The sequence below is a fragment of the Pseudomonas sp. NPDC090752 genome (assembly GCF_055584805.1).
The window spans coordinates 91937-110175 of record NZ_JBVJLI010000015.1 but is presented as its reverse complement, the minus strand read 5'-3'; the positions used below and the strand labels follow the sequence as shown (position 1 = coordinate 110175).

Genomic DNA, 18239 nt, shown 5'->3' with positions numbered 1-18239 from the left:
CCTGCTTATCAAAAGGAGTAGGGATATGCTTGATGCAGCATTTGCGCAGTGGCTGGATGCCAATGCCGAAGCAATCGACCAGGGCCAGTGCGACCCGCAGCTGGTCCTGGCCCACATCGCCGAGTCGCAATTGCTGCGCGTCGGTGTCGCCCCGGCACTGGGTGGCAGCGGTGGCGAAGTGACCGACGCGGTCGAGGCCATTGCCGCCATTGCCAGCCATTCACTTGCCGCAGCGTTTGTCTGCTGGGGCCAGCGCGCCTTTATCGAATACCTGCTGCAAAGCCCCAACCAGGCCCTGCGCGAACGCCTGATGCCGGGCCTGCTGACGGGCGAACAGGCTGGCGCCACCGGCCTTTCCAATGCCATGAAATTTCTCTCCGGCATCGAGGCACTGCAGGTGCGCGGCCGCCCTCAAGCCGATGGCTGGGCGCTCGAAGGGCGCCTGCACTGGGTGACCAACCTGCGTAAAAGCGGCTTCGTGGTGGCAGCGGCCATTGAAGACGATGCAGGCGGCGCGCCATTCGTGCTGGCCATCCCGTCCGATGCCCCCGGCCTGGAACGTTCGGACGATCTGGCACTGATGGGCCTGCAATCGAGCAATACGGCCGCATTGGCATTCCATCAGGTAGGCCTGAGCCGCGACTGGCTGCTGCACGAAAACGCCCGAGAGTTCTTGCCTAAAGTGCGCCCGGCGTTCCTCGCGCTGCAGTGCGGCATGGCCATCGGCTTGGCACGGCGCTCGCTGGACGAAGTGCATGAGCACCTGCACGGGCGTCTTTCGTTCCTCGAAGAGCACCGCCAAGTCCTCAAGGAACGCCTGGAAAACACCGTGGCCGAACTCAAGCACGGCGTGCTTGAAGGGCGTTTTCAGAGCCAGCCCGCCGCGTTGTTCAAACTGCGCATCACCTTGGCTGAATGCGCCTCCGACGCCGTGCAGCTTGAGCTGCAGGCCAGCGGTGGCAAGGCTTATCTGGACGAATTCGGCGCTGGTTTCGCGCGCCGCTGGCGTGAGTCGGCGTTCGTGCCGATCGTCACCCCGAGCCTGGTGCAACTGCGCGCCGAACTGCACCGCCAGGCCGCCAGCGCATGAGCCACCTGTTGCTCGAAGCCCGCAACATCAGCCTGGGCTACCCGCGCGACGGCGGCTGGCAGGAGGTGCTGGCGCGCTTTGACCTGCAGCTGGCGCGCGGGGAGGTGGTGACCATTCTGGGCCCCAGCGGTGTCGGCAAGTCCAGCCTGCTGCGGGTGCTGGCCGGCTTGCAGCAACCGCGCGGTGGTAGCGTGAGCCTGCACGGCGAACCGTTGCAAGGCCCGCACCCACGCCTGGCGGTGGCCTTTCAGGACCCCAGCCTGTTGCCCTGGCTGAGCCTGGAAAAGAACGTCGCCTTCGGCCTGGATTTTGCCCGTCAGCCCAAGCTGGCCGCGGCCGAGCGCCGCGCGCGCATCGACCATGCGATCGCCGCCGTCGGCCTGGCCCATGCGCGCGATCACTACCCGGCGCAGCTGTCGGGCGGCATGGCCCAGCGCACAGCGCTGGCGCGTTGCCTGGCCCGCCAACCCGAGGTACTGCTGCTCGATGAGCCCTTTGGTGCACTGGATGAGGTGACCCGCGCCGACATGCAGCAACTGCTGTTGCAGCTGATCGCCGCGCACAACACCGCCGCGGTGCTGATTACCCACGATATCGACGAAGCCTTGCTGTTGTCCGACCGGGTCCTGCTACTGGGCGACCACCCCGCGCAGGTCCTCGGCCAATGGCACATCGACCTGCCGCAGCCGCGGGCGCAGCGGGTCGAAGAACTGGGCGCGCTACGAATCGACATCCTCAAAACCCTTCGGCGGGCAAGCCGCACAGCCGAACCTTCCTCTCCCTCGTTGCCCTCGGAGGCTGTCCATGTGCATGGATGACTGCTGCTCCACTTCTTCGCGTCGCGATTTCCTCAAGCTCAGTGCCATGCTCACCGCCGCCGGCGCTTTGCCGCTGCTGTCGAGCCTGCAAGCGCGAGCGGCCGCCGAGCCGGACGCGCCGGTGCGCATCGGCTATCTGCCGATCACCGACGCCACGCCGTTGCTGGTGGCGCACAACAACGGCCTGTTCGAGGCCGAAGGCATCAAGGCCGAGCGCCCGGTGCTGCTGCGCAGCTGGGCCCAGGTGATCGAGGCGTTCATCTCTGGGCAGGTCAACGTCATTCACCTGCTGTCGCCGATGACCGTGTGGGCGCGTTATGGCAGCAAGGTGCCGGCCAAGGTGGTGGCGTGGAACCATGTCGGCGGCTCGGGCCTGACCGTGGCGCCAGACATTACCGACATGAAGCAGCTGGGCGGCAAGACCGTGGCCATTCCGTTCTGGTACTCGATCCACAACGTAGTGCTGCAGCAGATGCTCAACGACAACGGCCTCACGCCCGTGTCCAAGCCTGTCAACGCAGCGCTGGCCGCCAACGAGGTCAACCTGCTGGTGCTGCCACCCTCGGACATGCCACCGGCCCTGGCCAGCAAACGTATTGCCGGCTACATCGTCGCCGAACCGTTCAACGCCCTGGCCGAAAACCTCAAGGTCGGCCGGGTGCAGCGCTTTACCGGCGATGTCTGGCGCAACCATGCCTGTTGCGTGGTGTTCATGCACGAACATGATCTGAACAACCGCCCAGAGTGGTCGCAGAAGGTGGTCAACGCCATCGTCAAGGCCCAGCACTGGACCCGCGACCACCGCGCCGAAGCCGCGGCGCTGCTGTCCAAGGCTGGCCCCAACAAGTACACCCCGCACGAGCCGGCAGTGCTGGCCAAGGTCCTGGCCCCGGCCGCCGAAGACCGTGCCGGCTACATCGCCAGCGGTGCCATCCAGCACCAGCAGTGGGACGAGAAACGCATCGACTTCCAGCCGTACCCGTTCCCCAGCTACACCGAGGAACTGGTCAAGCGCCTGAAAGGCACGCTGATCGAAGGCGAGAGCGGTTTTCTTGCCGGCCTGGACCCGGCGCACACTGCCCGCGACCTGGTTGACGACCGCTTCGTGCGCAATGCCATTGCCGCCGTCGGTGGCCCGTCGGTGTTCGGCATCGCCGACAACTTCGAGCGCAGCGAAGAGTTCGTGGCCTGATGCGCAAGCACGTCGTACATGCAGGCCTGGGTCTGGCTGGGTTGCTGGGGTTGATGGTGTTGTGGTGGGCCGGGGTGCGGCTGTTTGGCGAGGTCGATAGCCTGTCGGCACGCTTCTCGCCACAGGCGACCTTGGTCAGCCTCGCCGAGTTGTTGGGGCAGGGCGAGGTCTACGGGCATATTTGGGTCAGCCTCAAGCGCATTCTCATCGGCCTAATGCTGGCGTTGTTGATCGGAGTGCCGCTGGGCCTGCTGGTGGGAAGCTACCGGCACCTGGAGGCGGCGACCACGCCGGCCTTCCAGTTCCTGCGGATGATCTCGCCCTTGTCGTGGATGCCGGTGGTGGTGATGCTGATGGGCGTGGGCGATCAGCCAATCTACTTCCTGCTGGCGTTCGCGGCGTTGTGGCCGATCCTGCTCAACACCGCCGCTGGCGTACGCCAGCTGGACCCGCGCTGGTTGCAACTGAGCCGCAGCCTGAGCGCCACGCGTTGGGAAACCTTGTGCAAGGTGATCATCCCCGGGGTGATTGGCCATGTGCTGACCGGTGTGCGCTTGGCCATTGGCATACTTTGGATCGTGCTGGTGCCGTGCGAGATGCTGGGGGTGAGTGCGGGGCTTGGGTATTTCATTCTCGATACCCGTGACCGCCTGGCTTACTCGGAACTGATGGCGATGGTGCTGCTGATCGGCGTGCTGGGGTTCATGCTCGACGCCCTGGCGCGTGGGTTGCATCGGCGTTGGGTGCATGGCTGAAGGGCTAATGTGGAGCCTTAGCGGGGCAAGCCCGCTCCCACAGGAACAGCACCGTTGCTGAGTGCTGTAGCCTTCCTGTGGGAGCGGGCTTGCCCCGCGAAGAGGCCATCAGATCAATGCACCGTCTTGCGCTGCCGCACGCATTCCCGCGCCAACTCCGCCAACTCATCCAGCCAGTCATCCCGCTGCTGCTCAGCATCGATCATCGCATCCTCACCCTGCTGGTTGAGCAGGTAGGTATGAATTTGAAGCACCTCGGTGGTCTGATAGATCGGCGCGATATCCAACCGTCCTATCAGCGCACCGCTGGCCTGCCCGGTGCTGCTCATCAACACCTGCGGCCCATTGGCGGCCACCACTTGCATACCCATCGCTTCGAACCAAGGCACCTGGTTGATGGGCGCGTTCAGCTCGACGCTGGCAAAACGAGCCTGTACATCCGCCAGCAGGGCACGGCCGACGCCTTGGCGGCGATGCCCGGGCACCACGGCGAGAAACGCCAATGCGCAGGCGTGCGGGTTGTCCTGGGCCGGCAGGGTCAGGGCAAAGCCGAGCATCTGGTCCGGCGCATCGGCGTCCAGGGCCAGGGTCAGCTGCACGGCCAGGCCGCGGGTGCCGTCCATGGCTTGCAGGTATTGATGCACCTCCATGCCGACACCGTACTGGTAAAGCGGGTACAGCGGGTTGTCGGCACGAATGGCAACACTGCTCAGTTCGCCGACGTGATGGATCACCAGTTCGCGGATCTGGTTCTGGAAGGACTCGGGCGGCACGCTGTCGAGGTGGCTCAGGATGAACATCGGTGGACGGGCTCCGGCTGCGGTGGAATCACTCCGCGCCGGATTGGCGCGGGGTGCACAGTCTAAACCCTTTTTGCGCGGTCAGCCTTGTGCCTGCATCGCCGCGAGCATCAGGTCTAGGTTTTGCACTGCCGCGCCCGAGGCGCCCTTGCCCAGGTTGTCGAACACGGCCGTGAGCAGTACTTGGCCGTGCTCGGGGTTGGCGTACAGGGCCAGGCGCAGGTCGTTGCTGTCGTTCAGTGCCTCGGGATCGAGCGGTGTCGCGGGGCCATGCTGGTGCAGCGGCATGACTTGTACGTGGCGGGCCCCCTGATAGTGCCGTTCGAGGCATGTCTGCAGCTGTTCGGCGCTGACCTGGCCAGGCAGCAGGCGCAATTGCAGCGGGATGCTCAGGACGATGCCCTGACGGTAGGCCGCATAGCCGGGCAGGAATATCGGCCGGGCCGACAAGCCAGCGTGCAGCTGGATTTCCGGCACGTGCTTATGAGCAAGCTCAAGCCCATAAATCTGCAAGGTTGGCGCCATTTGTGCGTCGGGCTGCTCATGCCGCTCGACTGCCGCGCGGCCACCACCGGAATAACCGGAGATGGCATGGATGCTCAGCGGATAGTCCGCCGGTACCAGGCCAGCCTTGACCAACGGGCGCAACAAGGCAATGGCACCCGTTGGGTAACAGCCGGGATTGCTGACGCGTTTGGCCAGGGCGATGCGTTCGGCTTGCTGCTCATCCAGCTCCGGCAGGCCATACACCCAGCCGGGGGCGGTGCGGTGTGCAGAACTTGCATCGATTACCCGCACGGCCGGGTTGTGGATTGCCTCAACGGCCTCGTGGGCAGCGGCGTCGGGCAGGCAGAGCAGGGCGATATCGGCGCTGTTGATCGCTTCGCGGCGGCGTTGCGGATCTTTGCGATCGGCCTCGGGCAGGGTCAGCAGGCACAGGTCGTTACGGCCGTGCAGGCGGGCATGGATCTGCAGGCCGGTGGTGCCTTGGTCGCCATCGATGAAGACAACAGGAGTACGCATGGTCAGGGTCCGATCAGGGTGGGTGGCCTATGCTCACCTATGGCGGTAATAAAGGAAATTTGAATATCATGATGCTGTAATTCAGCTTTTCTGAACTTAAACACCTGGACTCAACTCATGCGCGAAATCAGCCTCGACCGCCTCCGAACCCTGGTGGTCATCACCGACCTGGGCTCATTCGCTGAGGCCGCCCGCCAGCTCAACCTAGCGCCGCCGACCATCAGCCTGCACATCGCCGAACTGGAAGCGCGGGTCGGTGCACCGCTGCTCACCCGCAATCGTAATCAGGCACGTCCGACGGCCATCGGCGAAACGCTATTGGCCCGTGCCCGGCGCCTGCTGGCCGATGCCGACCTGGCACTGGATGAAGTCCGCCGACAGGTCGAAGGCCTGACCGGTCACGTGCGCCTTGGCGCCTCGACCGGTGCCATCGCCCACCTGCTACCCAGGGCGCTGGAGCACTTGCGCGTAGCCCACCCGGGCATCGATGTGCAGGTCCAGGTGCTGACCTCCCAGGCGTCCCTGGCGCGGTTGCGCGAAGGTACTCTGGATATTGGCCTGGTGGCCTTGCCGCAGGTGGCGGGCAAAGGCATCAAGCTCAGCCCCTGGCGGCGCGACCCGATCCTCGCCTACGTGCCCGCCGACTGGCATCCGCCGGCCAGGGTCAGCCCGGCCTGGCTCGGGCAGCGGGCGCTGATTCTCAATGACAGCAGCACCCAGCTGTCGCGGGTGACCGGTGAATGGTTCGCGGCGGCGGGGTTGTACCCCGCGCCGCGGATCGAATTGAACTACAACGATGCCATCAAGAGCCTGGTGGGCGCGGGCTATGGCGCCACCTTGCTGCCCCAGGAAGGTGAGGTAGCCGAGCTGGACCCACGCATCGCCCGCCGGCCGCTGCGCCCGGCGTTGTGGCGGCAGCTCGGTATTGCCTGCAGGGAAGGGCAGGCCGAGCGGGCCACCAGGTTCGTGCTGCAGGCGTTAGAGCGGTTGCGGCAGTAGCGGGACCTCAACCGCGCTCGCGCTGCCTCACAGCGGTCACCGTCTCGCCACCCACCCCCCAGTTGTCCGTCGGCACTTCCTCGATCACCACGAAGGTACTGGCTGGCGGCTTGCCCAACACCTGCTGCAGCAACTGCGTGGTGCCTTCGATCAGTTGGCGTTTGTGCTCGGCGCTGACCCCTTCATCGGTCACGCGAATATGGACATAAGGCATGGCTGTTCGCTCCTCTGCTCAGTGCCAGGTGCCGGCAGTGCTGCCGCCGTCCACGGGAAGAATAACGCCGCTGACGAAGCGCGCATCGGTCAGGTACAGCACGGCGTCCACCACATCCTGCGGTCTGCCGGTGCGGCCGCTCGGCGACAGCGCGCCCAGGCCTTCGACATTGCCGCTGTGCAATGGCGTATCGATGATGCCCGGGGCCACCGCATTGACTTGCACGCCGCTGGCGGCCAGTTCCAGGGCCAGGCCTTTGACCGCCTGGTTAAGCCCACCTTTGACCAGCACCGGCAGCAGCGCCGGGACGCGGGTATCCGGCTGCAGGGCGATGGACGCCGTGATGGCGACGATGTGCCCGTGGCCTTGCTCGGCCATGATCCGCGCCGCTGCCTGGGCCGGGTAGAAGAAACCCTTGAGGTTGGTACCGACCAGTGCGTCGACATCCGCTTCGGTGTAGTCGGTGACCGGTTTGGGAATGAAGATCCCGGCGTTGGAGATCAAAATGTCTACGCCACCGAAAGTCTCGATGGCGGCGGCAAACAGCCGCTTGGCGGTGTCGGCTTCGGCGATGTCACCGGCGACGCCAATGAAGCGGTGGGGTTGACCGAGGCGGGCGGCAGCCTGGTCCAGGCGTGCCTGGCTGCGGGCGTTGCCGACCACGTTGTCGCCACGTTCGAGGAAGGCCTCGGCAAGGGCAAAGCCCAGGCCGCTGGAGGCCCCGGTGATGATGACGGTTCTTGGCTGGATCATGCTTGCGTTCTCCGAAAAGTGAGCCGGCGGCTCGCAGTGATAGCCACTTTAGGCTGCAACGCAGGCTTGAAAAATGAGGCGTATAGCATTTCAATCCATACATCATGTAATCAATAGAGCCACCATGACCCGCCATTTCGATGACCTGCAGCTAGGTAGCCTGGAGCTGTTCTGCCTGGCCGCCGACACCGGCAGTTTTACCGCCGCCGCCACCGAGGCAGGCGTCACGCCAGCTGCGGTAAGCCGCAGCGTGGCGCGCCTGGAAGAGCGCCTGGGGGTACGCCTGTTCGTGCGCACCACCCGGCAGATGCGCCTGTCCGAAGCAGGGCAGGCGTACTACCAGGAGTGTCGCCAGGCACTCGGGCAACTGGTCGAGGCCGAGCGCCAGGTCACGGGCAGGCAGTCCGCCCCCAGCGGCCGCCTGCGCATCAGCGCGCCCACGCCCTATGCCCATTACCGCCTGCTGCCGTTGCTGCCGGCTTTTCGCCAGCGCTACCCGCAGGTGCAGGTGGACGTGCATGTCAGCAATCGTAACGTCGACTTCGCCGAAGAGCCCTTCGACCTCGCCATACGGGGCCGCGAGCCTGCAGACTCACGCCTGGTGGCGAGGCGCCTGGAGGATGCCCCGTTGGTGGTAGTGGCAACCCCTGATTACCTCGCTCGCAAGGGCATGCCGCAAGTGCCGGAAGACCTGGCCGAGCATGACTGCATCCAGTTCGAACTGGCCAGTACGGGCCGCCGCCCGCCGTGGAGTTTTCACCGTGATGGCCGCGACATCGAAATCGAGACCCAAGGTAACTTCACTTGCCTGGGCGATTTTCTCGCCACCACGACCCTGGTCCGCCATGGCGGCGGCCTGATGCAGGCCTACCGCTTCACCGTGCAGGACGCGTTGGCCAGCGGCGAGTTGGTGGAGGTGCTGGGCGAATACGGCGGCACCTCGCGCCCGTTCCTGCTGATCTACCCCCAGGCGCGGCACATGCCGCAGCGGGTGCGGGTGTTCATCGATTTCCTGATGGCCGAGGGGGGAAGATCACCGGGATGACCTGAGGCGCGGGGACGTTTGGACGACTATGCTGGTTGCTGCATCGAGCCGATGTTTCTCGATGACCCTTCCGATTTCCCAGGAGAACGCTCCATGAAATCCATAGCCCTGCTGGTATTAGCGTCTGTGTTGAGTGTTGCCGCCCATGCCGACCCGAAGACCAACTGCGATGCGAAGATCAACGAGTTGGAGAATGACCACAAGGCCAGCGGCCAGGCGATGCATGGCGGCATGGCCCATGACTTCAAAGTGAAATGGGAAGAAGCCAAGAAGGCACGGGATGCGGGAGATTTCACCAAGTGCCAGTCTGCTGCAGACCAAGCTATCAGCATCTACAACAAGGCGCGCAGCAAATAGCAGTGTGAGTGCCGGCTTTTTCGGTCTCGAGAAAGCCGGCGTAGCCGACCTCAGAACCAGCGATCGTTTTTCTTCCGCCCACGGGTCAGTGCCGGCAGGATCAACCCCATCAGTAACCCCGCCCCAGCGATGCTGCCGCCGTAGACCATGTAACGCATCATCACTTGCTTGTTCTCGTCGCCCAGGCGCGCCTGGGTGTCGCGCAAGGTTGACTGGGTCTGGTCGAGCTGTTCGTTCAGCGCCTTGTTGCGCGCTTCCAGTTCGTCGACCAGCTGTTTGCGCGAGTCGAGGGTTTCCTGCATGCCCTGCACGCGATTCTTCCAGCTGTCGTCGATGGTCTTGAGCTGCCCGGACAGCTCGGCCACCTGCGCATCGAGTTGCGGCAGGCGTTCATTCTGGCCCGGCACCGATTGCAGGTCGCTGGAGAGGATCCACACCAAGTCGCCACTCTGCCCGCGCACCTGGCTGTAGTTGCCCTGGCTGCCGACCAAGGTCAGCTTCTGCCCCGACTTGAGGGTGCCGACGATGCGGTGGCCGTCGGTCGGGCCGCTGCGCACGTAGGTGCTCAGGCTGTCACTGACCCAGCGCGCATCACTGGCCGGCTCTTCGGCATGCACGGGGGCGGCAAGGGCCACCAGGGCGGCGATCAGGCTGCCGCGCAGGGCAGGGAGGGCGAGGGAGGCTGGGCGGGATTCAGGCATGTTGGGTCTTCGCTGCAACAGGAAAAATAGGCCCTCCAGACTCGGCGTCGTGGGAGGGCCGGCGAACCGGTCGGTGAATTGACCGCCAGCGAAAGACCGCATTTTTGTAGGCAGGTTCACTACTTGGCGTAGGAATTGTCTGCAGAATGTTGCAGGCGGCGGGCTAGAGCACCTCAGCGAACGGGTTGTTTTGTGCGCGCCATGCAGTCCTTGCAGTTGACGATGGTTTCCTTGTCGCCGCTCTGCACATGTACCAGGCTTGAGCCACAGCGTGCGCACAACAGCGTGCGGGTGCAGGCTGCAGTAACGGACTTGGGGTGGGGCAGTTGCTCGACGTACTCGGCGATCTTGCAGTCAAAACCGTGATCATCCTGTTTCAGTGTCACATCGAACAGCACGTGGTTGAGGCTGCATCGCGGAGCGTTGTTGTCGTAGCCGGATGCCTTGAATTGCCACTGCTCTCTGACGGCCCGTTCGGCCATTGCCAGCATGTTACCGGGTATGGTGTTGCTGGCATGAAGCCGGGTGACCTGGCTGCGCGCAATGAATGCCAGCGCGCCCCGTACCGCCGTGCTGGCCAGTGACCTGATGTGCCGCAGCGAATGCATGCCGAGCAGTTGGATGGCGACCTCCGCGGCCTTTTTCTTCGCCTCGAAGGGCAAGCCATGCTCGACGCATCGCGAGGCGATACACGAGCAGACCTCTTCGATCGACAGTGTTTCGATGGCCTCGGTCAATTCGTCGCGCCATTGCGGTTGCGGTCCGCTGGACAGTACCTCGAGCAGTGCGCGGTGCAGCGACGACAGGTTGGCGCGTTGCCGCCCGTCCAGACTGATATTGGCCACCCAGTACACTTTGTCCCGCCAGGCCTTGGGTGTGGGGTCGTCGCTGAAGGCTTCCTGCGGCGAATCGGGGTCGGGCAACAGCACCAAGTCCTCGTGCAACGCCTGCAGGATGGCCGCATCCATGGCCGTGGAAGGGCTGACCCGTGCGTCACCCGTGGGCCGCTCCGCCGGGATCAAGCGCTCGCGTTGGCTATCCATGCGCACTTCGAGCATGGCCAGCAGTTGCAGCTTGCGGGTGATTGACAGGCTCTGTAGCGATAGCGGGGCCCGCTTGGCCAGCGACCAGTGTTCCTTGATGCGCGTACGCTGCCGCGCTTGCTGATCCACAATGGCCTGTTCACGCGCTACCCGGCATGGCTGGCACGCGCAATCGCGCCGCCAGCGGGAGCGCCCCGCAAAGTAATGGCGATGCGCACAGGTTTTGCAGAACGCCATGTGTTCCTGGCGGCTGTTGGCAGTCTTGCTTTTGCGGCGCTCATACAGGCTGGCCTGGCAATATGGGCAACTCAAGTTGGCGCAAGGCACCGGCGGGAAGGCTTTGATCAAGCTGCTGGGGGGCACGTCGATGGCGTAACGCTCGAGCAGTAGCGCAATTCGTTCACCGCCGATGTATTCGCTGTACAGCGCTTCGATCTGTACAGCTGTGAGGTGCTGCAGTTTTGCTTCGAAGTCCGACAAAGTTGGATCTCCCTGTGTTAAGTCGGTAATGACGCACCCTGGGAATGATCGTGCCAGTCTGTTGGCCATGGGAAGTTGTCGGAGGCTGGATAATTCTCTGTTATGTGTAGTCCTTTTCTGATTAGTGCCAGACTTGCCATGTCTGTGCTTGTGTCCAGGCGATGAAGCGACCTCTACCCCCATGACCAGACTGGGTCGAGGGGCTAGACTCAAGGATCCCTACTCGTCCATGGGACCCCGCCATGACTGCCAAGAACACGATCTGCCTGTGGTTCGACAACGACGCGGAAGACGCCGCCAGGTTCTATGCCAGCACCTTCCCCGACAGTAAAATGATCGCGGTGCACCAGGCCCCGAGCGACTACCCCTCGGGCAAGGCGGGGGATGTGATCACCGTCGAGTTCACCGTAATGGGTATTCCTTGCGTGGGCCTCAACGGCGGCAAGGCGTTTAGCCATAGCGAGGCGTTTTCGTTCCAGGTCAGCACCGAGGATCAGGCTGAGACCGACCGGCTGTGGCACGCCATCGTCAGCAATGGGGGCCAAGAGAGTGTTTGTGGCTGGTGCAAGGACAAATGGGGCATCTCCTGGCAAATCTGCCCAAGGATCCTCATCGAAGCCATCGGCAACCCGGACCGGGCCGCAGCCAAGCGGGCGTTCGATGCGATGATGGACATGGGCAAGATCGACGTGGCCGCGATCGAGGCTGCATTACGCGGCTGAGCGTTACCGGGTGGAGGAAGCGTGTGTCGCGTTCGGGCAGTGCGAGGGTGAATTCGTGCACGCCGGCTGGCCGGCAATGGCGCAGCATCGAAGCGCAGTTCCCCCATAATAAAACCAGGGAAAACCGCCAGCCATGATGACCTCGCCGTTCTCGATTCCCGCCCATGCCCGCCGCATCGACCCGGCCCGTCAGCGCGCCGCCGCGCTCAAGGCCGATGGTTCGGTCGATGACAACGACCGTACCGAAATCGGCCCCACGCCGCTGGCCTTCGCCGAATGGGCCGCACTCGGCCTGGCGGCACCGCATCTGCCAAGCATGCGTGAGTACCGCCTGCAGCGCATCCGCGAACAGCTGATCGCCCGTGACCTAGGCGGCATCCTGCTGTTCGACCCGCTGAACATCCGTTACGCCACCGACACCACCAACATGCAGCTGTGGACCACCCACAATCCGGCCCGGGCCTGCTTCGTCGCGGCCAGCGGCCATGTGGTGCTGTGGGACTTCCACGGCTGCGACCACCTGTCCGCGCACCTGCCGCTGGTGACCGAGCTGCGCAGTGGCGCTTCGTTCTTCTACTTCGAGACCGGTGACCGTACCGACGAACATGCCAGGCGTTTCTGCGCACAGGTCGATGAACTACTGCGTGCCCATGCCGGTAACAATCGTCGTTTGGCCGTGGACCGCATTGAGGTCGCCGGGTTGCGCGCCCTCGATGCCCTGGGCGTGCAGGTGCACAACGGCCAGGAGGTCACCGAATTTGCCCGCTTGATCAAAGGTCCAGACGAAATCCTGGCCATGCGTTGCGCGGTCGCCTCGTGCGAAGCCTCGATCGCCGAGATGCGCCAGGCCATGCGTGCTGGCGCAACCGAGAACGATGTCTGGGCCGCATTGCATGCCGGCAATATCCGCCGGGGTGGCGAGTGGATAGAAACGCGTATTCTGAGCTCCGGCCCGCGCACCAACCCGTGGTACCAGGAGTCCGGTCCGCGTGTGCTCAGTGACGGCGACTTGCTGTCCTTCGACACTGACCTGATTGGCGTGTACGGCTTCTGCGTGGACATGTCCCGCAGCTGGATCTGCGGCGGCCTTGAGCCCTCCGCTGAGCAAAAACGGCTGTACCGCATCGCCCATGAACACATTCATCGCAACGCAGAAATGGTCAAGCCCGGCGTGCGTTTCACCGAACTCACCCGCAATGGCCACCGCTTGCCGGAAAGCTGCCGGGCGCAGCGCTACGGTGTGATGTTCCATGGGGTTGGGCTGTGCGATGAATACCCTAGCATCCGTTATCCGGAAGACCTCGATGCCTATGGCTATGAAGGTGAACTGCAGCCCGGCATGGCGCTGTGCGTCGAGGCCTATGTGGGCGAGGTGGGCGGGCGTGATGGCATCAAGCTGGAGAACCAGTTGCTGGTGACCGACAGCGGGTATGAGCTGTTGACCCATTACCCGTTCGAGGACAGCTTCCTGCGTGATTAGGGGTGCGCCTGCGTCAGTCGAATGATCTGGCGTGCGCAGAAGGCGCCGGTGACGATCACCCCGAACAAGCGCAGCGTTTGCATCGCCAGCACCAGGCCGACATCCGCGTGGGTCTCCACGGCGATGATGGCCATGGCATCCAGCCCACCCGGGCTGGTAGCCAGGTACATTGAGAGAAAATCCGTGCCCATGGCCAGCGCCAGCGCCCAGGCGCAGGCCGCGCACAGCACGATCAACGCCAGCGCCCCGGCAATCATGGTCGGCAAGCGCTTCCACACGTAGCACACGGTCGGCCGGTCGAAGCGCAGGCTGATGTAGCAGCCGATGGCGCCGTAGGCAAAGGCCAGCAGTGGCGCGGGCAGGCTGATCGTCAGCAAACCGCTCAGTTGCAGCGCGCCGCCTAGCAACAGCGGCATCAGCAGGGCGCCTGCGGGCATCCGGCTACCGGCCAGCACCCCCAGTAGCACCACACCAAGGCTGAGCATGGTGTCGAGCATGTGCATGCCTTGTGTGAGCGCCGCGGCGTTGTCTGCAGCGCTTGGGCCAGGCGTAGCGCCGAGCAGATGGCTGACCAGCGAGCCGATCATTACGACGCACACTACCCGCACATATTGCATGGTCGCCACCACCCGGGCGTCAGCGCCGTGTTCCTCGGCCATCGAGACCATGGCCGAGGCCGCGCCTGGCGCAGTACCCCAGGCGGCGGTCGTGCCGGGAATGCCGCCGAAGCGCACGGTGCCGAGGCCGACGAGGGCGCTCAAGGCAACGGTGATGAAGGTGGCCACCAGCATCAGGTGCCAGGACTGCGCCATCGACACCAGTACCGCCCAGGTTACCGAGTGGGCGACCAGCAGGCCGACACAGCCTTGGCCGAAGCGGAAGACCTGGCGGTGCAGGGTCAGGCGCGCACCGGAAACAGCAAACGCGATGGCCACCAGCATGGGACCGAGGAACAACCCGGCCGGTACGGCCAGGGCATGCAGCAACTGGCCTAAGGCTCCGGCGCAGGTCAGTAGGGCGAGCCATGTGAAAAGGGTTTTGGGAGAACCTGATAGGGCAGTCTGCAACGTGATACTCCTTGCGCAGCGATATCGCGGGCTGGCAGCGCCAGCGCAAAAATTATCGACGGCGCAATCGATCAAGTCTATTTTCTACTTTTGATGAATCCATAACTGAAATTCATGAATCATGGACCTGCGCGACCTGACCTATTTTGAAACCATCGCCGAACTCGGCCACCTGGGCCGTGCTGCTGAGAAACTCAACCGCAGCCAGCCAGCGCTGACCAAGAGCATTCAACGCCTTGAAGAATCGTTGGGTACCCGGCTGTTCCAGCGTGACGGCCGGCGCATCAAGCTCACCGACGTTGGCAAGTTGCTGCTGGTGCGGGGCAAGCAGCTGCAACTGAACATCGCTGAAACCGAGCGCGAAGTGCGCGACTTTGCCAGCGGGCTGGTGGGCAATATCCGCCTGGGCTGCGCGGCGAGCATGGCCGATCACCTGCTGCCACACCTCACAGCGTCGCTGCTGGAGCGGGCGCCGGAGGTGACCCTGAAGTTGTCCATCGCCCAGGACGATGTGCTCAAGGAGTCACTGCGGGCAGGGCGGTTGGATGTGATCATTTCGCCACAGATCGCCATCGACCCGGAATTCACCACCTACCCAATTCTCGAAGACGAAGCGATCGTGGTGGCCAGTGCCGAGCACCCGGTGTTCGCCGCGCCTGTCGCGTTGCACGATCTCTGCCAGTACCGCTGGGTACTGGCAGGGCCGACCGTGACCGCGCGGCGCTGGCTGGACAATGTATTCATCGCCCACCAGTTGCCGGCGCCGCAGGTGCAGATCGAGACCAACGCGATTTCACTGCTGCCTCGCTTGATTGCGCGCACCCAGTTGCTCAGTTTTGCCGCGCGGGAAACCCTGGAGCATGGGTTGGGAATGTCTTGGCTGCGCGAGGTGCCGCTGAAAGAAACCACCATGCGCAGGACCGTCGCAGTGTCGGTGCGCACCGACGGCTACCTGTCGCCTGCCGCCGGAACACTGGTGGCCTTGCTCAAAGACAAGGGCAGCAGCTTTTTCGAGCGGGAGTGAGAGCGGTTAACGTCCGCGCCGCCGCGACACCCGCGCCTCGATATTCTTGCGGCCGATCAGCAGCGCTGGTTTTTCCACCACCGGCTCGTCCGCCAGCCACTTGTACATCACCAGGCAGTCCACCAGCCCCAGACGCGCGTGGCGGTAAGCCTTGGGCAAGCGGCCAACGGTCTCGAAGCCCAGTTTGTGCCACAGCGCCACGGCCACTTCATTGCTGGCCACCACCGAATTGAACTGCAGCGCCAGAAAACCTTCCTGGCGTGCCAGTTTCTGCGAGTGCTCGCACATCAGCCGGGCCACACCACGGCCACGGGCTGCTTCAGCCACCATATAGCCGCAATTGCCCACATGGGCGCCGGGGCCGGCAGCGTTCGCCTTGAGGTAGTAGGCGCCCAACAATGCGCCATCGTCCTCGGCCACCAGCGTGCGCAGCGGCAGCTCCAGCCACAGCTGGCGCGCTTGCTCGAAGCTCAGGGCGGGATCGTAGGCGTAGGTTTCGCGAGCTTGGACAACGGCCTGGAAGGTCGGCCAGAAAAGCTCGAAGTCGTCGGGCGTCATGGGGCGGATGTGGATCATGGCGGTACCTGCTAGGGCTAGGCCGCCAAGTCTGGGTGGCGCGGCGCCGTCGCGCAAGGGCAAAGACGCCGCTTGGGCTCAGTCGTTGGCCTTGCCGACCGCGTCCATGGCGCGGGCCGAGTAGACCAGCGCGGCACCGGCATTCATCGCCACGGCCACGCCCAGGGCTTCAGCGATTTCTTCGCGGGTGGCGCCTTGCTTGACCGCCTGCTGCGAATGCACGGCGATGCAGCCGTCGCAGCGGGTGGTGACGGCCACGGCCAGGGAAATCAGTTCGCGGGTCTTGGCGTCCAGGTGGTTGGTCTTGGCACCGGCACCGCTGGCGGTCATGTAACCGGCCACGGTGTCGGGGGACAGCTGCTTGAGATCACCGATGCCGGCCATCAGCTGCTTACGGTAGGCGTCCCAGTCCATCATGCTCATCGTCTTCACCTTGATAGGTTGTGCGTCTGGAGCTTTCAGGCTAGTCGAATCTGCGCGGCACGCCTTGCCACTCAGATATAGATGAACACCAGCACCAGCGCTGCTACCACCAGCCACTTCTCCAGGTAGTAACGCATGCGGTTGCGCTTCTTCAGCGCCTTGCCACGTTCCCGAATCTTGTAGATGCGGGTGAACAGACGGTTGATGCCGCCGGTCTTGTCGTTGGCATTGTTCGGCGCGGCCGCCGCGGCCATCACCTTGCGGCTGAACCAGCGGTTGAACGCGGTGGCCCAGCGGTATTTCAGCGGGCGTTCGATGTCGCAGAAGAGGATGATGCGGTTGTGCTCGGTGGTGTTGGCGGCGTAGTGGATGTAGGTTTCGTCGAACACCACGGCTTCGCCGTCACGCCACGAATACTTCTCGCCATCCACATCGATGTAGCAGCCATCGTCGTTCGGCGTGTCCAGACCCAGGTGGTAGCGGTAGGAACCGGCATACGGATCGCGGTGACGCACCAGCTTGGCGCCTGGCGGCAGCGTGGCGAACATGGCCGCCTTCACTGAGCCAATGCCTTGCAGCAGTTCGGTGGTGCGCGGGCACAGGTTCATCGCCGACGGGTGGCTTTCGCCGTACCACTTCAGGTAAAAGCGCTTCCAACCCGTCTTGAAGAACGAGTTGAAACCGACGTCGTCATAGTTATCGGACTTCTTGATTTCGCCCACATGCAGCAACTGCTGGGCTTCCGCGCGAATCTCCTGCCAGTGGTCCTTCAGCGGCTGCAGCTCGGGGAAGGCTTCGACCGGCAGGTAGGGCTTGGCCGGGTGCCGGGAGAACAGGTAAAGGAAGCTATTGACCGGAGCCAGGAAGCTGGAGTGATCCCCCAGTTGACGGGTCAGCTTGTGACGTACTCGACCGCGCAGGTGAACATAGGCGATCGAGAGGGCGAAGATCAGTACGAGTGCTATTTTCATGGACGATTACTTGTCGAAAAATGGCCATGCGCCATGGCATAAGCCCGCCAGCATAAACAATCGTCGGCGTAGTTTGTACATATTGTTACGTGAAAGCCGGGCGACTTAGGTGTAATGGCCTACCGACCGCGCAAACGTTTTAGGCTGAGGAATACCCATGGCTCAGGATATTCGCCCGAGTGGCGCCCCCTTCAAGCGGCTGTTTTTCGCGTTGCCTGTGGCCGATGCCCAACGCCGCGCCATTTCCCAATGGCGGCGGGGCCTTGAGTTGCGCAGCGGCAAGCCGGTGCCCAGCGAGAACTTCCACCTGACCTTGCTGTTTCTCGGTGATGTGGAGACTGCGCAGGTGCCGGCAATCTGCGCCGCGGTGGACAACTTGGCCCACCCTGCGGCGCCGTTGCGCCTGCTGCTCGACCAACTGAAGGTCTGGCCGCGCGCCAGCGCGCTGGTGCTGGAACCGCAGGAGACGCCGGCGGCGCTACGCCAGCTGGTCTATGGGTTGCAGCAGGCGCTGCTACCCATGGGATTTGCCGAGCAGGCCCGTGAGTACCGGCCGCACCTGACCCTGTCACGGGACTTTCGCGGCCAAGTGCCGGAGGCGAGCGTGGCGCCGGACTTCTACATGACAGCCCGGCACTTCACGCTCTACGAGTCGCGCAAGGGCCAGTACTGGCCACTGGCGCAATGGCCACTGACGGGCTGACCC

21 protein-coding genes are annotated in these 18239 nt (G+C 63.9%); 11 read left to right on the top strand and 10 right to left on the bottom strand.

The genetic code is table 11. The features are described from left to right. Positions 1-25: 25 nt before the first annotated feature. Genes ACZ6YA_RS19630 through ACZ6YA_RS19615 form a run of 4 tightly spaced genes read left to right on the top strand, consistent with a single transcriptional unit; the run spans position 26 to position 3855 of the window. On the top strand, positions 26-1090 hold the full coding sequence (locus ACZ6YA_RS19630) for an acyl-CoA dehydrogenase family protein (RefSeq protein WP_465898751.1): 1065 nt from the start codon (positions 26-28) through the stop codon (positions 1088-1090). After that, entirely contained in the window at positions 1087-1908 is an 822-nt protein-coding gene (locus ACZ6YA_RS19625; protein WP_465898750.1) for an ABC transporter ATP-binding protein, read from the top strand. Before ACZ6YA_RS19630 ends, ACZ6YA_RS19625 begins: the two co-directional genes overlap by 4 nt. After that, on the top strand, positions 1895-3100 hold the full coding sequence (locus ACZ6YA_RS19620; RefSeq protein ID WP_465898749.1) for an ABC transporter substrate-binding protein: 1206 nt from the start codon (positions 1895-1897) through the stop codon (positions 3098-3100). The genes ACZ6YA_RS19625 and ACZ6YA_RS19620 overlap by 14 nt, the downstream gene beginning before the upstream one ends. Further along, on the top strand, positions 3100-3855 hold the full coding sequence (locus ACZ6YA_RS19615) for an ABC transporter permease (protein ID WP_465898748.1): 756 nt from the start codon (positions 3100-3102) through the stop codon (positions 3853-3855). Before ACZ6YA_RS19620 ends, ACZ6YA_RS19615 begins: the two co-directional genes overlap by 1 nt. Positions 3856-3968: 113 nt before the next feature. Here ACZ6YA_RS19615 and ACZ6YA_RS19610 read toward each other — a convergent pair whose 3' ends face one another. Together ACZ6YA_RS19610 and argC are read right to left on the bottom strand one after the other, a co-directional pair. Continuing rightward, on the bottom strand, positions 3969-4655 hold the full coding sequence (locus tag ACZ6YA_RS19610) for a GNAT family N-acetyltransferase (protein WP_465898747.1): 687 nt from the start codon (positions 4653-4655) through the stop codon (positions 3969-3971). A gap of 81 nt (positions 4656-4736) precedes the next feature. Continuing rightward, positions 4737-5678, bottom strand: coding sequence for an N-acetyl-gamma-glutamyl-phosphate reductase (gene argC, locus ACZ6YA_RS19605; protein WP_465898746.1), 942 nt, complete (start codon positions 5676-5678; stop codon positions 4737-4739). 117 nt (positions 5679-5795) lie between these two features. Between argC and ACZ6YA_RS19600 the strand changes: the two genes are divergently transcribed. Next, the gene (locus tag ACZ6YA_RS19600) at positions 5796-6677 is read left to right on the top strand and encodes a LysR family transcriptional regulator (protein WP_465898745.1); all 882 of its coding nucleotides are present in this window, start codon (positions 5796-5798) and stop codon (positions 6675-6677) included. A 7-nt stretch (positions 6678-6684) separates the two neighbouring features. Here the strand turns inward: ACZ6YA_RS19600 and ACZ6YA_RS19595 are convergent, their stop codons facing one another. Beyond that, positions 6685-6891: a tautomerase family protein gene (locus ACZ6YA_RS19595; RefSeq protein ID WP_403127545.1), complete on the bottom strand. Its 207-nt coding sequence runs from the start codon at positions 6889-6891 to the stop codon at positions 6685-6687. 18 nt (positions 6892-6909) lie between these two features. After that, the gene (locus ACZ6YA_RS19590; protein ID WP_465898744.1) at positions 6910-7644 is read right to left on the bottom strand and encodes an SDR family NAD(P)-dependent oxidoreductase; all 735 of its coding nucleotides are present in this window, start codon (positions 7642-7644) and stop codon (positions 6910-6912) included. 124 nt (positions 7645-7768) lie between these two features. Here ACZ6YA_RS19590 and ACZ6YA_RS19585 point away from each other — a divergent pair, with 124 nt between their 5' ends. Then, positions 7769-8689 (top strand): LysR family transcriptional regulator, encoded by a 921-nt coding sequence (locus ACZ6YA_RS19585; protein WP_465898743.1) that lies wholly within the window; start codon positions 7769-7771, stop codon positions 8687-8689. A 93-nt stretch (positions 8690-8782) separates the two neighbouring features. After that, entirely contained in the window at positions 8783-9046 is a 264-nt protein-coding gene (locus ACZ6YA_RS19580) for a hypothetical protein (protein ID WP_465898801.1), read from the top strand. A 50-nt stretch (positions 9047-9096) separates the two neighbouring features. Here the strand turns inward: ACZ6YA_RS19580 and ACZ6YA_RS19575 are convergent, their stop codons facing one another. Together ACZ6YA_RS19575 and ACZ6YA_RS19570 are read right to left on the bottom strand one after the other, a co-directional pair. Further along, the gene (locus ACZ6YA_RS19575; RefSeq protein ID WP_465898742.1) at positions 9097-9747 is read right to left on the bottom strand and encodes a TIGR04211 family SH3 domain-containing protein; all 651 of its coding nucleotides are present in this window, start codon (positions 9745-9747) and stop codon (positions 9097-9099) included. 173 nt (positions 9748-9920) lie between these two features. Then, positions 9921-11270 (bottom strand): hypothetical protein, encoded by a 1350-nt coding sequence (locus ACZ6YA_RS19570; protein ID WP_465898741.1) that lies wholly within the window; start codon positions 11268-11270, stop codon positions 9921-9923. Positions 11271-11512: 242 nt separating this feature from the next. On the opposite strand from ACZ6YA_RS19570, the gene ACZ6YA_RS19565 reads away from it, so the two are divergent. Both ACZ6YA_RS19565 and dddP read left to right on the top strand, forming a co-directional pair. Further along, positions 11513-11992 (top strand): VOC family protein, encoded by a 480-nt coding sequence (locus tag ACZ6YA_RS19565; RefSeq protein WP_465898740.1) that lies wholly within the window; start codon positions 11513-11515, stop codon positions 11990-11992. Between the two features lie 133 nt (positions 11993-12125). Further along, the gene (dddP, locus tag ACZ6YA_RS19560) at positions 12126-13472 is read left to right on the top strand and encodes a dimethylsulfonioproprionate lyase DddP (protein ID WP_465898739.1); all 1347 of its coding nucleotides are present in this window, start codon (positions 12126-12128) and stop codon (positions 13470-13472) included. On the opposite strand, the gene ACZ6YA_RS19555 is transcribed toward dddP, so the two are convergent. Next, on the bottom strand, positions 13469-14539 hold the full coding sequence (locus tag ACZ6YA_RS19555; protein ID WP_465898738.1) for an AbrB family transcriptional regulator: 1071 nt from the start codon (positions 14537-14539) through the stop codon (positions 13469-13471). The genes dddP and ACZ6YA_RS19555 overlap by 4 nt on opposite strands. Positions 14540-14660: 121 nt before the next feature. Between ACZ6YA_RS19555 and ACZ6YA_RS19550 the strand changes: the two genes are divergently transcribed. Further along, the gene (locus ACZ6YA_RS19550; protein WP_465898737.1) at positions 14661-15563 is read left to right on the top strand and encodes a LysR family transcriptional regulator; all 903 of its coding nucleotides are present in this window, start codon (positions 14661-14663) and stop codon (positions 15561-15563) included. Positions 15564-15569: 6 nt separating this feature from the next. Here the strand turns inward: ACZ6YA_RS19550 and ACZ6YA_RS19545 are convergent, their stop codons facing one another. From ACZ6YA_RS19545 to lpxO, 3 genes are all read right to left on the bottom strand, one after another. Further along, positions 15570-16139, bottom strand: coding sequence for a GNAT family N-acetyltransferase (locus tag ACZ6YA_RS19545; protein WP_465898736.1), 570 nt, complete (start codon positions 16137-16139; stop codon positions 15570-15572). Between the two features lie 78 nt (positions 16140-16217). After that, complete coding sequence (locus ACZ6YA_RS19540) at positions 16218-16562, bottom strand: carboxymuconolactone decarboxylase family protein (protein WP_465898735.1); 345 nt, start codon at positions 16560-16562, stop codon at positions 16218-16220. A 71-nt stretch (positions 16563-16633) separates the two neighbouring features. Then, positions 16634-17533 carry a lipid A hydroxylase LpxO gene (lpxO, locus tag ACZ6YA_RS19535; RefSeq protein WP_465898734.1) on the bottom strand — a complete coding sequence of 300 codons (900 nt, stop codon included), beginning with the start codon at positions 17531-17533 and terminating at the stop codon, positions 16634-16636. 157 nt (positions 17534-17690) lie between these two features. Here lpxO and thpR point away from each other — a divergent pair, with 157 nt between their 5' ends. After that, positions 17691-18236 (top strand): RNA 2',3'-cyclic phosphodiesterase, encoded by a 546-nt coding sequence (gene thpR / locus ACZ6YA_RS19530; RefSeq protein WP_465898733.1) that lies wholly within the window; start codon positions 17691-17693, stop codon positions 18234-18236. The last annotated feature ends 3 nt before the right edge of the window (positions 18237-18239 follow it).